Genomic DNA, 16,187 nt, shown 5'->3' with positions numbered 1-16,187 from the left:
CCGCAACCGAACACGAACCGGCAGCCACCAACGCACCGGCACCGCCGCCTACCCACCCGACCGCCCCCAACGTGGCAGGATCGGAAGGGCCATGACTGCGCCCACAAAGCCCTCAGCCCACAGCCCCGGCAACGCCCTCTCCGGCCCCACCCTCGGAGAGAACCTGCACAGCCCTGTGATCGGCTGGTTCGACGACAACGCCCGCGACCTCCCCTGGCGGCGCCCCGAGGCCGGCCCCTGGGGAGTGATGGTCAGTGAGTTCATGCTGCAGCAGACGCCGGTGAACCGCGTCCTGCCCGTCTACGAACAGTGGCTCACCCGCTGGCCCCGCCCCGCCGACCTCGCCAAGGACGCTCCCGGCGAGGCCGTGCGCGCCTGGGGCCGGCTCGGCTACCCGCGCCGCGCGCTGCGGCTGCACGGCGCCGCCGTCGCCATAGCGGAACGGCACGGCGGGGACGTGCCGACCGACCACGCCCAGCTCCTCGCGCTGCCCGGTATCGGTGAGTACACGGCGGCCGCCGTGGCGTCCTTCGCGTACGGCCAGCGGCACCCCGTCCTGGACACCAACGTCCGCCGCGTCTTCGCCCGTGCCGTCACGGGCGTGCAGTACCCGCCGAACGCCACGACGGCCGCCGAGCGCAAGCTCGCCCGCGCCCTGCTCCCCGACGACGACCGCACCGCCGCACGCTGGGCCGCGGCCTCCATGGAGCTGGGTGCGCTGGTGTGCACCGCGAGGAACGAGTCGTGCCACCGCTGCCCGATCGCCGCCCAGTGCGCCTGGCGGGTCGCGGGCAAGCCGGAGCACGAGGGGCCGCCGCGCCGCGGCCAGACGTATGCCGGAACCGACCGCCAGGTGCGCGGCAAGCTGCTCGCCGTCCTGCGCGAGGCCCACGGCCCCGTGCCGCAGGCGGCCCTCGACCGGGTGTGGCACGAGCCGGTGCAGCGCGCCCGTGCGCTGGACGGCCTCGTCGCGGACGGTCTGGTGGAGCCGCTGCCGGGCGGGGCGTACCGACTGCCCCTGACCTGACGCACAGTCACATCACAGCCACAGAGCCTCTGCAACACACCACACACAGCAGCCGTATGGCTGTTGCACGGCCGCCACACCGGCAAATCACCCCATACCCATCGAATCCACTCCCCCGTTTTGTCCGTTTCCTGATTCCGTTACACAACCGACGGACAGCCGAGCGCTAGCCGCAGGCTGCTTCGGACACCCCCGTGACAACGCCTCCGTAGCTTCATTTCCGTGCCCGACAGGCGGGGACGACTACGAACCACAGGCAGTGGCACCGACGGCGAACGAGCCGGCCGGGGACGGGGAATCGGGAGGCGGTCAACATGGCGCAGGGAGAGGTGCTCGAGTTCGAGGAGTACGTCCGCACGCGGCAGGACGCGCTGCTGCGCAGTGCACGCCGGCTGGTCCCGGACCCGGTGGACGCCCAGGACCTGCTGCAGACGGCGCTGGTACGGACGTACCACCGCTGGGACGGCATAGCGGACAAGCGGCTCGCTGACGCCTACCTGCGCCGCGTGATGATCAACACGCGGACCGAGTGGTGGCGGGCGCGGAAGCTGGAGGAGGTGCCGACGGAGCAGCTCCCGGACGCCTCGGTCGACGACTCCACCGAGCAGCACGCGGACCGCGCCCTGCTGATGGACATCATGAAGGTGCTGGCGCCCAAGCAGCGCAGCGTCGTGGTGCTGCGACACTGGGAGCAGATGTCCACGGAGGAGACGGCCGCCGCCCTCGGCATGTCGGCCGGAACGGTCAAGAGCACGCTGCACCGGGCGCTCGCCCGGCTCCGCGAGGAGCTGGAGAGCCGCGATCTGGACGCACGCGCGCTGGAGCGTGAGGAGCGGGAGCGTTGCGCGGCCTAGGCACCACGGCGGGCGACACCGGGCACACGGACGGGGCCGACGAGGCGGACAGGGGTACGGACGGGGACTCCGCGGAGATCGGACCCCACCGCCCCGGCCCCCTACCCGTCCGGGGGACCTTGCAGGCGGCGTTCACGGCGATGGCCGTGGTCGTCGCCCTCGCCCTTTTCGTCACCGCGTGCGGCACCGGCGGCACCGGCGCCCGTGACGAGGGGCCGGCCCACGCCGACGCGATGGGCGGCTCCGCCGTCTCGTCGTCGCTCGCGCCCGCGGCCTCGCCCTCCGCCTCGCCCGCCCCGGATCCGACGGAGGCCGCCCGCCTGGTCAAGGCGGACCCCAAGGTCTCGTCGGAGGTCAAGCGGGCGCTGAAGCCGTGCGTGTCCGACGACTATCCCGTCGACGTGACGTACGGCGATCTGACCGGCGGCCCGGCGGACGACATCGTGGTCAACGTCCTGTCCTGCGGCGATCTGGTCAGCGTCGCCTCGTACGTGTACCGGGAGCAGGACGGCGCGTACCACAATGTGTTCAAGGCCGAGGAGCCTCCGGTCTACGCGGAGATCGACCGCGGCTATCTGGTGGTGACCGAGCAGGTGTACGCCAAGGACGACGCGCTGTCGAACCCGTCCAGCGAGAACGTGATCTCATACAAGTGGATCTCCGGTCGCTTCGTCCAGAAGTACGACCAGCGCACCGAGTACGGCGACCTCGGCGGAGGCGCCGAGTCGGCGACGCCCGACTCCTGAGGAGTGGGTGCGGCGGCCACGGCGGTGAACGCATCGGCCGCTGCGCGCGTCCACCAAGTGGACACCCTGCAGGCAACAGACACGGCACACGAGGACTGAGAGCACCGGGATGGCAGACCAGACCCACGTTCTGTTCGTCGAGGACGACGACGTCATCCGCGAGGCCACCCAACTCGCCCTGGAGCGGGACGGCTTCGCGGTCACCGCCATGCCCGACGGGCTGTCGGGCCTGGAGGCGTTCCGGGCGAACCGGCCGGACATCGCGTTGCTTGACGTCATGGTCCCCGGCCTGGACGGGGTGAGCCTGTGCCGCCGTATCCGGGACGAGTCGACCGTGCCGGTGATCATGCTCTCGGCGCGGGCCGACTCGATCGACGTGGTGCTGGGCCTGGAGGCGGGCGCGGACGACTACGTGACCAAGCCCTTCGACGGCGCCGTGCTGGTCGCGCGGATCCGCGCGGTGCTGCGCCGCTTCGGGCACGCGAGCGGCGGCGACCGGGCGGAGGAGGCCGATACGGCCGCCACCGGCGGGGTGCTGACCTTCGGCGACCTGGAGGTCGACACCGAGGGCATGGAGGTGCGCAGGGCGGGCCGGCCGGTGGCGCTCACGCCGACCGAGATGCGGCTGCTGCTGGAGTTCTCCTCGGCGCCGGGCACGGTGCTGTCGCGGGACAAGCTGCTGGAGCGCGTGTGGGACTACGGCTGGGGCGGGGACACCCGGGTCGTCGACGTCCATGTGCAGCGGCTTCGGCAGAAGATCGGCCAGGACCGCGTCGAGACGGTCCGTGGCTTCGGCTACAAGCTGAAGGCCTGAGCGGGGCGGGCATGCGGGGGATGTTCAGACGCCCGGCGCCGTCGGGCGCGGGGAGCGCGGGGCCCACGGACCCGGCGGGCATGGCGGAGGCGCGCATGATCGGTGCTGCGGGCGCACGGGTGGGCGGGCACATGGACGGCCGCACGGACAGCGGGGCGAACGGCCGGGTGGGCAGCCGCATGAACAGCCTTACGGGCAGACGGTGGGGCAGCCGTACGGGCAGTCGGTCGGGCGGCCGTACCGGTAGCCGGCTGGGCGGCCGGGTGGCCATTCGTACCGGGCTGAGGTGGAAGCTGAGCGCGGCGATCGCGCTGGTCGGCGCGCTCGTGGCGATCGTGCTGAGCCTGGTCGTGCACAACCAGGCCCGGGTCTCGATGCTGGACAGCGCGCGCGACCTCGCGGACGAGCGCATCCAGATCGCCCAGCGCGCCTACGAGCAGTCCAAGCGGCTGAACTTCCCCAACGCCACAATCGACGACCCGACGCTGCCGGCCGCGCTGCGGTACAAGGTCGAGCAGGGCCGGCGGGCGACGTATGTGACGGACACGCCGAGCGGGGCGCCGGACATCTGGGCGGCCGTACCGCTCAACAACGGGAAGGTGCTGTCGGTGCGCACCGGCTGGCCCGACCGCAGTGAGCAGATCCTCAACCGCCTGGACCAGGCCATGACCATCGGTTCCATCGCGGTGGTCCTCGGCGGCAGCGCGCTCGGCGTGCTCATCGGCGGGCAGCTGTCGCGCCGGCTGCGCAAGGCCGCGGCCGCGGCGAACCAGGTCGCGAGCGGTGAGCCGGACGTCCGGGTGCGGGACGCCATCGGGGGTGTCGTACGGGACGAGACCGACGACCTCGCGAGCGCTGTGGACGCCATGGCGGACGCCCTGCAGCAGCGGCTGGAGGCGGAGCGCCGGGTCACCGCGGACATCGCGCACGAGCTGCGCACACCCGTGACCGGGCTGCTGACGGCGGCCGAACTGCTCCCGCCCGGCCGGCCCACCGAGCTGGTCCTGGACCGGGCGAAAGCCATGCGCACCCTCGTCGAGGACGTCCTGGAGGTGGCCCGCCTGGACAGCGCCTCGGAGCGGGCCGAGCTGCAGGACATCATGCTGGGCGAGTTCGTCAGCCGGCGGGTCGCGGCGAAGGACCCCGCCATCGAGGTGCGGGTCGTCCACGAGTCGGAGGTCACGACCGACCCGCGCCGCCTGGAGCGGGTGCTGTTCAACCTGCTGGCCAACGCGGCACGGCACGGCAGGCCGCCGATCGAGGTCACCGTCGAGGGCCGGGTCATCCGGGTCCGCGACCACGGCCCCGGGTTCCCCGAGGACCTGCTCGCCGACGGCCCGAGCCGCTTCCGCACGGGCAGCAGCGACCGCTCCGGCCATGGCCACGGCCTCGGCCTGACGATCGCGGCAGGTCAGGCCCGGGTGCTGGGTGCCCGCCTGACCTTCCGCAACGTACGCCCGGCGGGCGCGCCCGAGCATGTGCGGGCCGAGGGCGCGGTGGCCGTCCTCTGGCTTCCGGAGCACGCGCCGACGAACACGGGGAGCTACCCGATGCTGCCGTAGCGGCGGGCGGGCGGCTCAGCCGAACGACTTGGAGAAGTCGAGCTCCTCGTTCCGCTCGGTCAGCGAGTACCAGTTGCCGTTGTCGTCGCGGAAGATCGCCTCGATGCCGTACGGCCGCTCCTGCGGCTCCTGGATGAATTCCACCCCGCGCGCCTTGAAGGTCTCGTAGTCCCCCCGGCAGTCGTCGGTCCGGAAGGCACCCGCCCCGATGACTCCCTTCCCGACGAGCTTCTTCAGCGCCTCGGAGGACTCGGGGTCGAGTCCCGGCCCGTCCAGGCTCATCAGGGCCAGCTCGACATCCGGCTGGTCCTTGGCCCCCACGGTGACCCACCGCATATCGCCCATGGAGAGATCTGTCCGCTCCTCGAAGCCGATCTTCTCGATGAAGAACGCCTTGGTCCGCTGCTGGTCGAACGTCCAGACGGTGGTGATGCCCAGGCCCTTGATCATGTCGGTGCTCTCCCGTGGTCTGCCTTGTGTTCCTTGCCGTCACGTTAGGCAGGGGCGCCGTCAGCGCGCTTCTCCAAAGTTGCTCTTCCGGTTTCTCTCCCCCGGTTGCTCGGCTCCCTCTCGGCCGCCGTCTGCGGCTCCCGCTGCCGGAAGCCCCCTGCCCACAGCATCGCGTAGCACCCGGGTATCAGAGCCGCTCCGCGTCCGACGTGCTTGTCCCGGTACTCGCTCGGCGCCATGCCGGTCCGCGCCTTGAACTTCGCCGAGAACGTGCCGAGGCTGCTGAAGCCGACGAGATGGCAGATCTCGGTGACGGTCAGATTGGCCGCCCGCAGATACTCCTCGGCCCGCTCGATCCGCCGATGCGTCAGATACTGGCCCGGTGTCTCGCCGTACGCCGCCTTGAAGGCGCGCACGAAGTGATACCGCGAGTACCCCGCGTGCGCGGCGACGGCATCCAGATCGAGCCCTGGGTCGGCCCAGTCCCGGTCCATGGCGTCCTTGGCCAGCCGCAGCTGCCGCACCTTGTCCATGGATCCGATGGTGGCACGGGGCACTGACAGTGACGTCGGTCAGTGGACCGGGGGTCTGGGGGCGGAGCCCCCAGGACCTCAGACGGACTCAGCGACACCTTCCCGCGCCGGGGCGTTCACGCCCTCCCGGCCAGGCGCAGCCGGCCCCGCCCCCTTGAGCGGCACCTCCTTCACGAACACGGCCGCCACCAGGGACAGCACGGCGATCACAGCCCCGAGCAGGAACGCCGACTGCGTCCCGGCCGACACCGCGTGCTGGTACGCCTCCCGCACCGCCTCCGGCAGCTTCGCGAGGCTCGCCGCGTCGAGCTGTGCCGACTGCTCGGTCACCTTCGAGCCCAGCGACCCGGCCCGCTCGGCCATGACGTCCTGCACCCGGTTGTTGAACAGCGCGCCCATGATCGCGACGCCGAACGAGGATCCGAGCGTACGGAAGAGCGTGGTGGACGACGACGCGACGCCCATGTCCTTCATCTCGACGCTGTTCTGCGCGACCAGCATGGTGATCTGCATCAGACAGCCCATGCCGAAGCCGACCACGGCCATGAACACGCCGGACATGAACCGGCTGGTCCCGGTGTCCATCGTCGACAGCAGGTACAGCCCGACGACCATCAGCACGCTGCCGAGGACCGGGAACACCTTGTAGCGCCCGGTGTTGGTGGTCACCCGCCCGGCGACCATCGAGGTGACCAGCATCGCGCCGAGCATCGGCAGGAGCAGCAGCCCGGAGTTCGTGGCGGAAGCGCCCTGCACCGACTGCTGGTACAGCGGCAGGAACAGCGTCGCGCCGAACATCACGAACCCGGTGATGAACCCGATCACGGACATCAGCGTGAAGTTGCGGCTGCGGAAGATGTGCAGCGGAACCACCGGCTCGGCGGCCTTTGTCTGCCAGAAGACGAACCCGACCAGCGCGGCCACACCGATCCCGATGAGCTCCATGATCCGCGCGGAGGTCCAGGCGTACTCCGTACCGCCCCACGTGGTCACCAGCACGATCGCGGTGATGCCCACGGTCAGCAGCGCCGCCCCCGGATAGTCGATCCGCGCCTGCGCCCGCTTCTTCGGCAGATGCAGGACAGCGCTGATCGCGGCGAGCGCGACGACCCCGAGGGGCAGGTTGATGTAGAACGCCCAGCGCCAGCCCCAGTGGTCGGTGATCGTGCCGCCGACCAGCGGTCCGCCGATCATCGCCAGCGCCATCACCCCGGCCATCATGCCCTGGTACTTGCCGCGCTCCCGCGGCGGAATCAGGTCGCCGATGATCGCCATGACGCCGACCATCAGACCACCGGCGCCGAGCCCCTGCACCGCCCGGAACGCGATCAGCTGCCCCATGTCCTGGGCCATGCCGCTGAGCGCGGACCCGATCAGGAACAGCACGATCGACGACATGAAGACGCCCTTGCGCCCGTACATGTCGCCGAGCTTGCCCCACAGCGGAGTGGAGGCCGCAGTGGCCAGCGTGTATGCCGTGACGACCCACGACAGATGCTCCAGCCCGCCCAGTTCACCCACGATCGTCGGCATCGCGGTGCCGATGATCATGTTGTCGAGCATCGCCAGCATCATCGTGATCATCAGCGCGAGCAGCACGACCCGTACGCTCTTCGGCTGCTTGTCGGCAGGTCCCTTCGGTCCCGCGTCAACTTCCTGTATGTCCGCCATGGTTCCCACTCCCCCGGCCACTTACTTGCCGCCCGGCTAGTTGTCTACACTCAGGGAAGGTAGGCGCGTAACTAGCCGGGCGTCAAGTAAGTTTTCTGGAAAGCCGAGGAGTACGAGGATGGGTGGCACCATGGACGGCACCAAGCAGCGGCGCCGCGGGAACACCCGCCAGCGCATCCAGGACGTGGCCCTCGAACTCTTCGCCGAGCAGGGGTACGAGAAGACCTCCCTGCGCGAGATCGCCGAGCGCCTGGAGGTCACGAAAGCGGCCTTGTACTACCACTTCAAGACCAAGGAAGAGATCATCGTCAGCCTCTTCGAGGATCTGACGAAGCCGATCGAGGACCTGATCGAGTGGGGCAGGCGGCAGCCGCACTCCCTCGACACGAAGCAGGAGATCCTGCGCCGCTACAGCCAGGCCCTGACCGACGCGGAACCGCTGTTCCGCTTCATGCAGGAGAACCAGGCGACGGTTCGCGAACTGAGCATCGGCGAGATGTTCAAGAGCCGCATGCTCGGCATGCGCGACATCATCATCGACCCGGACACCGACCTGGTCGACCAGGTCCGCTGCATCAGCGCGCTGTTCACCATGCACGCCGGGATGTTCGTGATGAAGGACCTCGAAGGCGACCCCGAGGAAAAGCGCAAGGCCATCCTCGAGGTCGCCACGGATCTGATCACCCAGGCGCACAAGGGCGCCTGAACGACTCGCAGACTCAGATCTTCAGACCGTTGGCCCGCAGGAAGGCCACCGGGTCGACCGCGGAACCGTAGTTGGCGGTCTTGCGGATCTCGAAGTGCAGGTGCGGGCCACTGGAGTTACCGGTGTTGCCGGACCTGGCTATGTTCTGACCGGTCTTGACGACCTGGCCGATCTTCACGTCGACGCGCGACAGGTGGGCGTACTGGGAGTACGTCCCGTTGCCGTGCTTGATGACGATGGCGTTGCCGTACGCGGGACCGTCACCGGCGCCGTTGCCGCCGGCCTTGACGACGGTGCCGCCGTGCGTGGCCACGACCTGGGTGCCGCTCGGGACGGCGAAGTCCTGCCCGCTGTGGGTGGACTGCCACATGCCGCCGGCCTGCGCGAAGCTGGCGGACTTCGTGTACTTCTTCACCGGGCTCACCCAGGAGGCGGCTGCGGACTGGGCCTGTACGGCGGTGGAGACACCGGTGGCGGCAGTCAGCTCGGTTGCGACCGCGCCTCCGGCGCCCAGCACGACCGAGGCCCCCAGGCCGGCGGCGACCACAGCGGCACGAGTGCGGAACGCGGACGTACGGGGCGAACGGAACGAGAAGCGCGGGGACATGCGAAACCTCATGGGGTCGACGGCAGAGAAAACCACCCGACGCACTAGGCGCTCGCCGGATGGCCATCCCTTGGTAACCCCCAGAACCCCGAACCCCAAAACCCCTTATCTACGACGGACAGTAGTACTCCGTCATAAAAATCACCGCATCTTGACAGAGCCGCCATTCCGGACGAACCAGCATGGATGCCGAAATCCACAGGTCGATTCCAGAGTGAACGTCCTTTTTGTCCCCCCAGCCCGTTTCCACTATTCCCACTAGTAACGGACAAATCGCCTGTGCGGCATGTCACCGCCGAGTGCAATCAAGAGACCCCGGAATGTGACCGGCGCTACGCGGCCGATCCCTCAACTCGTAACGAAATCCTGCGCAGTTATGTGAGCGACGCCTCAACATGAGCTACCGTCCGGTAACCCGCTGGTTCCCCACCGGCCACTCCCGCACACGAACATGCACGCGACAAGCCCGCGCACGTGACGTGAGAGGACCCCCCACATGACGCTTCGCCCCTGGGCGCGCCGCATAGCGGTCGGCACCGCCTCCGCAGCCGCCCTCGTGGCCCTCGCGGTCCCCGCCGAAGCGGCGACCTCGGCCCCGACGAGCACCTCCGCCACGGCCGCCCTCACGGCCGCCGCGGAGGACGTCGACTACGACACATGGCAGAAGGACTGCCAGGCGGTGATGGACCAGGCGCTGCCTTATCTGAAGCAGCGGATCGCGAACCCCAAGCCGGGCGAGAAGCAGGCGATCGTCCTCGACATCGACAACACGACCCTGGAGACGGACTTCGGCTTCAGCTACCCGCAGCCGGCCAACGCGCCGGTCCTGGAGGTCGCCGAGTACGCCCAGGAGCACGGCGTCTCCCTGTTCTTCGTGACCGCCCGCCCGGGCATCATCTACTCGGTGACCGACTACAACCTCAAGCACGTCGGTTACCAGGTCTCCGGCCTCTACGTGCGCAGCTTCCTCGACCTCTTCAAGAACGTCGCGGACTACAAGACGGCCCAGCGCGCCGACATCGAGAACAAGGGCTACACGATCATCGCGAACATCGGCAACAGCGCCACCGACCTGTCGGGCGGCCACGCCGAGAAGACGTACAAGCTGCCGGACTACAACGGGCAGCTGTCGTAAGCCCCCTCCTCCTGGGCATGCGAAAGGGGCCGGTGCTGGAAGCACCGGCCCCTTTCTTCGGCTCAACCCGCTGAGGGTCAGGCCTCCTTGCTCAGGTTCGGCCCGGTTCCACCGGCCGCCTGCTCGATCGGCGGGACGTCCGGCAGCGCCGACTTCTCCTCACCGCGGAAGGTGAAGGTCTTGGTCTCACCCTCGCCCTCGGTGTCCACGACCACGATGTGACCGGGGCGCAGCTCGCCGAAGAGGATCTTCTCCGACAGCGAGTCCTCGATCTCACGCTGGATCGTGCGACGCAGCGGGCGCGCGCCCAGCACGGGGTCGTAACCCTTCTTGGACAGCAGCTCCTTGGCGGACTGGGAGAGCTCGATGCCCATGTCCCGGTCCTTCAGGCGCTCGTCCACCTTGCCGATCATCAGGTCGACGATCCGCAGGATGTCGCCCTGGGTCAGCTGCGGGAAGACGACCACGTCGTCGACGCGGTTGAGGAACTCGGGGCGGAAGTGCTGCTTGAGCTCGTCCGACACCTTGTTCTTCATGCGCTCGTAGTTGGTCTTCGTGTCACCCGAGGCCGCGAAGCCCAGGTTGAAGCCCTTGGAGATATCCCGGGTGCCGAGGTTGGTCGTCATGATGATGACCGTGTTCTTGAAGTCCACGACCCGGCCCTGGGAGTCGGTCAGACGACCGTCCTCCAGGATCTGCAGCAGCGAGTTGAAGATGTCCGGGTGGGCCTTCTCGACCTCGTCGAACAGGACGACGGAGAACGGCTTGCGGCGGACCTTTTCAGTCAGCTGGCCGCCCTCTTCGTAGCCCACGTAGCCGGGGGGCGAACCGAACAGACGCGACACCGTGTGCTTCTCGCTGAACTCCGACATGTCGAGGGAGATCAGCGCGTCCTCGTCACCGAAGAGGAACTCGGCGAGCGCCTTGGACAGCTCGGTCTTACCGACACCGGACGGGCCCGCGAAGATGAACGAGCCACCCGGACGCTTCGGGTCCTTCAGACCGGCACGCGTACGGCGGATCGCCTTCGACAGCGCCTTGACGGCGTCGTCCTGGCCGATGACCCGCTTGTGGAGCTCGTCCTCCATGCGCAGCAGGCGGCTCGACTCCTCCTCGGTCAGCTTGAAGACCGGGATGCCGGTGGCCGTGGCGAGGACCTCGGCGATCAGCTCGCCGTCGACCTCGGCGACGACGTCCATGTCGCCGGCCTTCCACTCCTTCTCCCGCTTGGCCTTGGCGGCCAGGAGCTGCTTCTCCTTGTCGCGCAGGGAGGCGGCCTTCTCGAAGTCCTGCGAGTCGATCGCGGACTCCTTGTCCCGGCGGACACCGGCGATCTTCTCGTCGAACTCGCGCAGGTCCGGCGGAGCGGTCATCCGGCGGATGCGCATCCGGGAACCGGCCTCGTCGATCAGGTCGATCGCCTTGTCCGGCAGGAAGCGGTCCGAGATGTACCGGTCGGCCAGGGTGGCGGCCTGGACCAGCGCCTCGTCCGTGATGGAGACGCGGTGGTGGGCCTCGTACCGGTCGCGCAGACCCTTGAGGATCTCGATCGTGTGCGGCAGGGACGGCTCGGCGACCTGGATGGGCTGGAAGCGGCGCTCGAGGGCCGCGTCCTTCTCCAGGTGCTTGCGGTACTCGTCCAGCGTGGTCGCACCGATGGTCTGCAGCTCACCGCGGGCCAGCATCGGCTTCAGGATCGAGGCCGCGTCGATGGCGCCCTCGGCGGCACCCGCACCGACCAGCGTGTGGAGCTCGTCGATGAACAGGATGATGTCGCCGCGGGTGCGGATCTCCTTGAGCACCTTCTTCAGGCGCTCCTCGAAGTCACCGCGGTAGCGGGAGCCGGCGACCAGCGCGCCGAGGTCCAAGGTGTAGAGGTGCTTGTCCTTGAGGGTCTCGGGCACCTCGCCCTTGACGATGGCCTGGGCGAGACCCTCGACGACGGCGGTCTTGCCGACGCCGGGCTCACCGATCAGGACCGGGTTGTTCTTGGTACGGCGGGACAGCACCTGCATGACCCGCTCGATCTCCTTCTCGCGCCCGATGACCGGGTCGAGCTTGGACTCACGAGCGGCCTGGGTGAGGTTCCGGCCGAACTGGTCGAGGACCAGGGACGTCGAGGGCGTGCCCTCGGCAGGCCCGCCGGCGGTGGCGGTCTCCTTGCCCTGGTAGCCGGAGAGCAGCTGGATGACCTGCTGCCGCACCCGGTTGAGATCTGCGCCCAGCTTGACCAGGACCTGGGCGGCGACGCCCTCGCCCTCACGGATCAGGCCGAGCAGGATGTGCTCCGTGCCGATGTAGTTGTGGCCCAGCTGAAGGGCCTCGCGGAGCGACAGCTCCAGGACCTTCTTGGCACGGGGGGTGAAGGGGATGTGCCCGGACGGGGCCTGCTGGCCCTGGCCGATGATCTCCTCCACCTGCTGGCGGACCGCCTCGAGCGAAATCCCGAGGCTCTCAAGGGCCTTGGCGGCGACACCCTCACCCTCGTGGATCAGGCCCAGGAGGATGTGCTCGGTGCCGATGTAGTTGTGGTTGAGCATCCGGGCTTCTTCCTGAGCCAGGACGACAACCCGCCGCGCGCGGTCGGTGAACCTCTCGAACATCGTTAATCGCTCCTCAGAGCGGTCAGGCAGTGGGGGGAACTTCCCCTCCCTGTCCTTCCGCAGCTTAGTCCCGCAAGCGGGGACCGCTCATTCCAACTGCCGACACCGTCGATGGCCTCCTGACCCCGCTAACGCCGACATCTGCTCCAACCCGATGGTGCGAGACGATGTTCCCGCAGGCCAGGTGGTTACCCTCACCATCAGTACGCCGATGGCGAACGTGAGACCCACTGTCCTGCGTGTCGCCCCCTCCCACTAGGGATGTCTTACCCGCTGGGACTGACACTCCATGCCGCGCCCCCCGGTTCCCTCCGCTACGGGCGAACAACCTTGCGCCTCCCCACACCCCCCGCACGCCCCCTTTTCAGCACCCTGCGCATCCGCTAGGACACACAGCGTAACCCGAATGCTCATTCGGCGGTTGCACTTGGCATGGTCGGCACCCGCCCCGTGATCACCACGGACCACGCCACGATCCCCCTCCCCCGTCGGCCGCTCGATCCGAGCGGTCAGGTCCGTCGTTGGTACGAGAACGAACTGGGCTGGCCGGTGGTGCCCGGGGCACCCGGATCCCCGCCGCGCCTTCGGGTGGGTCCACGCTTCGACGTACTGGACGTTCCGGCCGCGGCGGGCCGCGCGGCACTGCGCCACCTGAGGCCCGGCTCCCCGGTGGCCGTGCGGGGCGACCGGATGCGGCTGCTCATCGCCGCGGGCAGCGCGGAGGAGGTGCCGGGGGCACTGGACTGGCTGGAGTGGGGCACGCTGCCCCTGGACCTGGCGACACTCGGCGAGGGGGACCTCATGGAGGCGCCCCTGCCATCCGAGTGGGGACCCGTGACGGTCGTACGGCATCCCGTCGATCCGGGGCCGAGGGCGGCCGTACGGCGTCCCGGCCCGTCGGGGGCCTGCGCGGTGCGGCCGCTTCCCCTGGACCGCACTTGTGCCGTGCAGGGGGCCGCCGTGTGGCTGCGGCCCCCCGAGCCTGGGGGCGAGGTCGAGGCCTCGCTGCCGACGCTGTCGGCCATGGGGGGCGGTGGGGGCGCCCCCGATCTGGTGCGGGTGCTGGACACGGTGGCGACGCACTGCCACCGTCTGCGGCTGCGGCGTGTGGGCGCCCAGCCGACGGCCTGTCCGTAGGGCAGGTTCTGTCCGTGGGGCAGGTTCTGTCCGTGGAGCAGACCCTGCTTGTGGAGCAGATTCTGCCGTTGAGCAGAACTCTGCCTGTTGAGCAGGACCTGTCCGTGGAGCAAACCCCGTCCATTGCGAAGGCCTTGTCCGTGGAGCAGGTCTTCGGCCTGTTTGCAGGTCAGCTTTGGCCTTGGATCAGGCGTTGGCCTTCTCGTATGCCTCGCGAATGGACGCGGGGACACGGCCGCGGTCGTTGACCTCGTAGCCGTTCTCCTTGGCCCACGCGCGGATCTGCGCGGTGTCCTGGCTGCCACCGGAAGCGGCGCGCGCCTTTCCGCGGCCACCCGAAGCGCGGCCTCCGGTACGACGACCGCCCTTCACGTAAGGCTCGAGAAGGCCACGGAGCTTGTCCGCATTGGCAGTCGTGAGATCGATCTCGTACGTCTTGCCGTCCAGCGCGAACGTCACGGTCTCGTCCGCCTCGCCGCCGTCGAGGTCGTCGACAAGAAGGACCTGAACCTTCTGTGCCACCGGATTTCCTTTCATCGATAACTTGAGGGCCGGGGGTCGCGGCGTCCGCCGTTTCGCCGTCCCCTGTTATATGCAGTACTGCAGTACGTCGGAAAGCAAACCGCTTTTGCGGAGAAAACACAAACCCCCGGGAGAGACCCAGCGGCCCGACCACCGTCCGGAAACATGCGCGTTTCGGACATAGGGAACCCGGGCATGGCCGCTCGGCCGGAATACGGGTTGTGGATCCCGGTGGATGCTCGGCGATCACAGATGCAGAAGCATCCGGCTGTTGCCCAAGGTGTTCGGTTTCACTCGTTCGAGACCGAGGAACTCTGCCACGCCCTCGTCATAGGAACGGAGCAGCTCCGCGTAGACATCGGTGTCAACCGGGGTCTCGCCGATCTCGACGAAGCCGTGCTTGCCGAAGAAGTCCACTTCGAAGGTCAGACAGAAAACCCGTCGAACGCCCAGCCAACGCGCGGTGTGCAGCAACTTCTGCAGCAACTGGTGACCGACGCCGGCACCCTTCAGGCCGGGCTTCACCGCGAGAGTGCGGACTTCTGCCAGGTCTTCCCACATCACGTGCAGGGCGCCGCAGCCGACGACCTCGCCGTTGTCGTCGCGTTCCGCGACCCAGAACTCCTGGATGTCCTCGTAAAGCGTCACCGTGGCTTTGTCGAGCAGGATGCGACGCTGGACGTACTCGTCAAGGAGACGACGCACCGCCGGGACATCGCTGGTGCGGGCGCGGCGGACGGTGATGGCTTTTGCGGTGACTTCTGGGCTCTCCGCCGAGGGGCTCTCGGCGGAGTGGCTCTCTGCTGACATGAGCGGACGCTATCGCCCGCCGGGCTCCTGCGCCGAGCCGGGGTTCTCGTGGCCGGTTTCGGTGCGGGTATCCGGGCTGGTATCGGCGGGGGCGGTATCCGTAGGGGCGGTATCGGGAGCGTCGCTATCGGGGCCGGGGGTATCGGTTCGACGGGTATCGCTGCTGGTATCGGCGCTGGTATCGCTGCCGGTATCGGTGGGGGCGGTATCCGTGGTGCCGGTATCGGGGCCCGTTACGCGACGTGTATCGGGGGGTTCCGTGGGGCGGGGCGTTTCCGGGCCCTGGGCGATGCGTACGGCGTCTCGCAGGGCCTCACGCTGTTCGTCGCTCATCATGCCGAAGAAGGCGACGAGTGCGGCGGCGGGGTTGTCGCTCTGTGACCAGGCCTCGTTCATCAGGGCGGCCGCGTAGGCGGCTCGTGTGGAGACCGCCTCATATCGATAGGCGCGGCCTTCCGCCTCGCGGCGTACCCAGCCCTTCTGATGGAGATTGTCCAGAACGGTCATCACCGTGGTGTACGCGATGGACCGTTCCTGCTGGAGATCTTCCAGGACTTCTCGGACGGTCACCGGGCGGTTCCACTTCCACACCCGCGTCATGACCGCGTCTTCGAGTTCTCCCAATGGGCGAGGCACAGCTCAGCACAATAGTGGGAGTTCTGGGTGTTGGCGTGTCGGACGGGTGCCTTCTCTGGCGAACGGCGACAAAAAGGGCGTACGACTCGAAAGCGGTCGGCTTGAGTCGTACGCCGGTGTTCGCCAGTGTTCGCCGGTTTGCGCCGCGTGCGGGCGCTCAGGCGTCCGGGTTCACGGAGGCCTGGCGGGTGCCCTCCGCCCGCGCGAGGGCGGCGTCGACGGCCGCGTCCTCCTTGGCCTTGTTGGCTCCGCCCTGGGTCTTCACGATCACCCTGATCACACCGATGAAGAACACGGCCATGACGACCGGGGGGAGGAGTGCGGAGACGTAGTCCATGCGTCCAGGGTAGCCAGGGGGTGCGTGGCGGGGGGGG

Annotated in this window: 17 protein-coding genes; 8 read left to right on the top strand and 9 right to left on the bottom strand. The window is 68.7% G+C overall.

The window, feature by feature from the left end; all coding sequences use genetic code 11:
• Positions 1-91 precede the first annotated feature (91 nt).
• The 5 genes from IF78_RS0139605 (at position 92) to cseC (ending at position 5,003) form a co-directional block, all read left to right on the top strand.
• Positions 92-1,027 carry an HhH-GPD family protein gene (locus IF78_RS0139605; RefSeq protein ID WP_031487416.1) on the top strand — a complete coding sequence of 312 codons (936 nt, stop codon included), beginning with the start codon at positions 92-94 and terminating at the stop codon, positions 1,025-1,027.
• A gap of 314 nt (positions 1,028-1,341) precedes the next feature.
• Positions 1,342-1,881, top strand: a complete 540-nt coding sequence (locus tag IF78_RS0139600; protein WP_003999062.1) for a SigE family RNA polymerase sigma factor — start codon at positions 1,342-1,344, stop codon at positions 1,879-1,881.
• Between the two features lie 140 nt (positions 1,882-2,021).
• Complete coding sequence (locus tag IF78_RS44425) at positions 2,022-2,627, top strand: hypothetical protein (RefSeq protein WP_051828583.1); 606 nt, start codon at positions 2,022-2,024, stop codon at positions 2,625-2,627.
• A gap of 109 nt (positions 2,628-2,736) precedes the next feature.
• Positions 2,737-3,441 (top strand): two-component system response regulator CseB, encoded by a 705-nt coding sequence (gene cseB, locus IF78_RS0139590; RefSeq protein ID WP_031487414.1) that lies wholly within the window; start codon positions 2,737-2,739, stop codon positions 3,439-3,441.
• Positions 3,442-3,452: 11 nt separating this feature from the next.
• A complete protein-coding gene (cseC, locus tag IF78_RS0139585; protein WP_425314642.1) occupies positions 3,453-5,003 on the top strand; it encodes a two-component system sensor histidine kinase CseC in 1,551 nt (516 codons plus the stop codon).
• 15 nt (positions 5,004-5,018) lie between these two features.
• On the opposite strand, the gene IF78_RS0139580 is transcribed toward cseC, so the two are convergent.
• From IF78_RS0139580 to IF78_RS0139570, 3 genes are all read right to left on the bottom strand, one after another.
• Positions 5,019-5,453: a VOC family protein gene (locus IF78_RS0139580; protein WP_031487412.1), complete on the bottom strand. Its 435-nt coding sequence runs from the start codon at positions 5,451-5,453 to the stop codon at positions 5,019-5,021.
• 44 nt (positions 5,454-5,497) lie between these two features.
• Positions 5,498-5,986: a helix-turn-helix transcriptional regulator gene (locus IF78_RS44420; protein ID WP_051828581.1), complete on the bottom strand. Its 489-nt coding sequence runs from the start codon at positions 5,984-5,986 to the stop codon at positions 5,498-5,500.
• Between the two features lie 78 nt (positions 5,987-6,064).
• Positions 6,065-7,657, bottom strand: coding sequence for an MDR family MFS transporter (locus IF78_RS0139570; protein ID WP_031487410.1), 1,593 nt, complete (start codon positions 7,655-7,657; stop codon positions 6,065-6,067).
• Between the two features lie 118 nt (positions 7,658-7,775).
• On the opposite strand from IF78_RS0139570, the gene IF78_RS0139565 reads away from it, so the two are divergent.
• On the top strand, positions 7,776-8,363 hold the full coding sequence (locus tag IF78_RS0139565; RefSeq protein ID WP_031487409.1) for a TetR/AcrR family transcriptional regulator: 588 nt from the start codon (positions 7,776-7,778) through the stop codon (positions 8,361-8,363).
• Between the two features lie 13 nt (positions 8,364-8,376).
• Here IF78_RS0139565 and IF78_RS0139560 read toward each other — a convergent pair whose 3' ends face one another.
• A complete protein-coding gene (locus IF78_RS0139560) occupies positions 8,377-8,970 on the bottom strand; it encodes a M23 family metallopeptidase (RefSeq protein ID WP_031487408.1) in 594 nt (197 codons plus the stop codon).
• A gap of 496 nt (positions 8,971-9,466) precedes the next feature.
• Between IF78_RS0139560 and IF78_RS0139555 the strand changes: the two genes are divergently transcribed.
• Positions 9,467-10,105, top strand: coding sequence for an HAD family acid phosphatase (locus IF78_RS0139555; protein ID WP_031487407.1), 639 nt, complete (start codon positions 9,467-9,469; stop codon positions 10,103-10,105).
• Positions 10,106-10,182: 77 nt separating this feature from the next.
• On the opposite strand, the gene IF78_RS0139550 is transcribed toward IF78_RS0139555, so the two are convergent.
• Complete coding sequence (locus tag IF78_RS0139550) at positions 10,183-12,708, bottom strand: ATP-dependent Clp protease ATP-binding subunit (RefSeq protein WP_031487406.1); 2,526 nt, start codon at positions 12,706-12,708, stop codon at positions 10,183-10,185.
• 432 nt (positions 12,709-13,140) lie between these two features.
• On the opposite strand from IF78_RS0139550, the gene IF78_RS0139545 reads away from it, so the two are divergent.
• The gene (locus IF78_RS0139545) at positions 13,141-13,845 is read left to right on the top strand and encodes an SCO3374 family protein (RefSeq protein WP_031487405.1); all 705 of its coding nucleotides are present in this window, start codon (positions 13,141-13,143) and stop codon (positions 13,843-13,845) included.
• Positions 13,846-14,031: 186 nt separating this feature from the next.
• On the opposite strand, the gene IF78_RS0139540 is transcribed toward IF78_RS0139545, so the two are convergent.
• The 4 genes from IF78_RS0139540 to IF78_RS0139525 form a co-directional block, all read right to left on the bottom strand.
• Positions 14,032-14,367, bottom strand: coding sequence for a histone-like nucleoid-structuring protein Lsr2 (locus tag IF78_RS0139540; protein ID WP_007498879.1), 336 nt, complete (start codon positions 14,365-14,367; stop codon positions 14,032-14,034).
• Between the two features lie 246 nt (positions 14,368-14,613).
• A complete protein-coding gene (locus tag IF78_RS0139535; RefSeq protein WP_031487404.1) occupies positions 14,614-15,177 on the bottom strand; it encodes an amino-acid N-acetyltransferase in 564 nt (187 codons plus the stop codon).
• Positions 15,178-15,186: 9 nt separating this feature from the next.
• Complete coding sequence (locus IF78_RS50095; protein ID WP_234439964.1) at positions 15,187-15,777, bottom strand: BlaI/MecI/CopY family transcriptional regulator; 591 nt, start codon at positions 15,775-15,777, stop codon at positions 15,187-15,189.
• A gap of 193 nt (positions 15,778-15,970) precedes the next feature.
• Positions 15,971-16,150, bottom strand: a complete 180-nt coding sequence (locus IF78_RS0139525; RefSeq protein ID WP_031487402.1) for a hypothetical protein — start codon at positions 16,148-16,150, stop codon at positions 15,971-15,973.
• Between the last annotated feature and the right edge of the window lie 37 nt (positions 16,151-16,187).

The sequence above is a fragment of the Streptomyces bicolor genome, from assembly GCF_000719285.1.
In the GTDB taxonomy this organism is placed as follows: domain Bacteria; phylum Actinomycetota; class Actinomycetes; order Streptomycetales; family Streptomycetaceae; genus Streptomyces; species Streptomyces bicolor.
This window is presented reverse-complemented; position numbering and strand designations above follow the sequence as displayed.

What these genes read in the sequence shown, in the direction of transcription:
- IF78_RS0139605 (WP_031487416.1), top strand. Translation starts at nt 92, where the DNA reads ATGACTGCGCCCACAAAGCCCTCAGCCCACAGCCCCGGCAACGCCCTC.
- IF78_RS0139600 (WP_003999062.1), top strand. Translation starts at nt 1,342, where the DNA reads ATGGCGCAGGGAGAGGTGCTCGAGTTCGAGGAGTACGTCCGCACGCGG.
- IF78_RS44425 (WP_051828583.1), top strand. Translation starts at nt 2,022, where the DNA reads ATGGCCGTGGTCGTCGCCCTCGCCCTTTTCGTCACCGCGTGCGGCACC.
- cseB (WP_031487414.1), top strand. Translation starts at nt 2,737, where the DNA reads ATGGCAGACCAGACCCACGTTCTGTTCGTCGAGGACGACGACGTCATC.
- cseC (WP_425314642.1), top strand. Translation starts at nt 3,453, where the DNA reads ATGCGGGGGATGTTCAGACGCCCGGCGCCGTCGGGCGCGGGGAGCGCG.
- IF78_RS0139580 (WP_031487412.1), bottom strand. Translation starts at nt 5,453, where the DNA reads ATGATCAAGGGCCTGGGCATCACCACCGTCTGGACGTTCGACCAGCAG.
- IF78_RS44420 (WP_051828581.1), bottom strand. Translation starts at nt 5,986, where the DNA reads ATGGACAAGGTGCGGCAGCTGCGGCTGGCCAAGGACGCCATGGACCGG.
- IF78_RS0139570 (WP_031487410.1), bottom strand. Translation starts at nt 7,657, where the DNA reads ATGGCGGACATACAGGAAGTTGACGCGGGACCGAAGGGACCTGCCGAC.
- IF78_RS0139565 (WP_031487409.1), top strand. Translation starts at nt 7,776, where the DNA reads ATGGGTGGCACCATGGACGGCACCAAGCAGCGGCGCCGCGGGAACACC.
- IF78_RS0139560 (WP_031487408.1), bottom strand. Translation starts at nt 8,970, where the DNA reads ATGTCCCCGCGCTTCTCGTTCCGTTCGCCCCGTACGTCCGCGTTCCGC.
- IF78_RS0139555 (WP_031487407.1), top strand. Translation starts at nt 9,467, where the DNA reads ATGACGCTTCGCCCCTGGGCGCGCCGCATAGCGGTCGGCACCGCCTCC.
- IF78_RS0139550 (WP_031487406.1), bottom strand. Translation starts at nt 12,708, where the DNA reads ATGTTCGAGAGGTTCACCGACCGCGCGCGGCGGGTTGTCGTCCTGGCT.
- IF78_RS0139545 (WP_031487405.1), top strand. Translation starts at nt 13,141, where the DNA reads ATGGTCGGCACCCGCCCCGTGATCACCACGGACCACGCCACGATCCCC.
- IF78_RS0139535 (WP_031487404.1), bottom strand. Translation starts at nt 15,177, where the DNA reads ATGTCAGCAGAGAGCCACTCCGCCGAGAGCCCCTCGGCGGAGAGCCCA.
- IF78_RS50095 (WP_234439964.1), bottom strand. Translation starts at nt 15,777, where the DNA reads ATGACGCGGGTGTGGAAGTGGAACCGCCCGGTGACCGTCCGAGAAGTC.
- IF78_RS0139525 (WP_031487402.1), bottom strand. Translation starts at nt 16,150, where the DNA reads ATGGACTACGTCTCCGCACTCCTCCCCCCGGTCGTCATGGCCGTGTTC.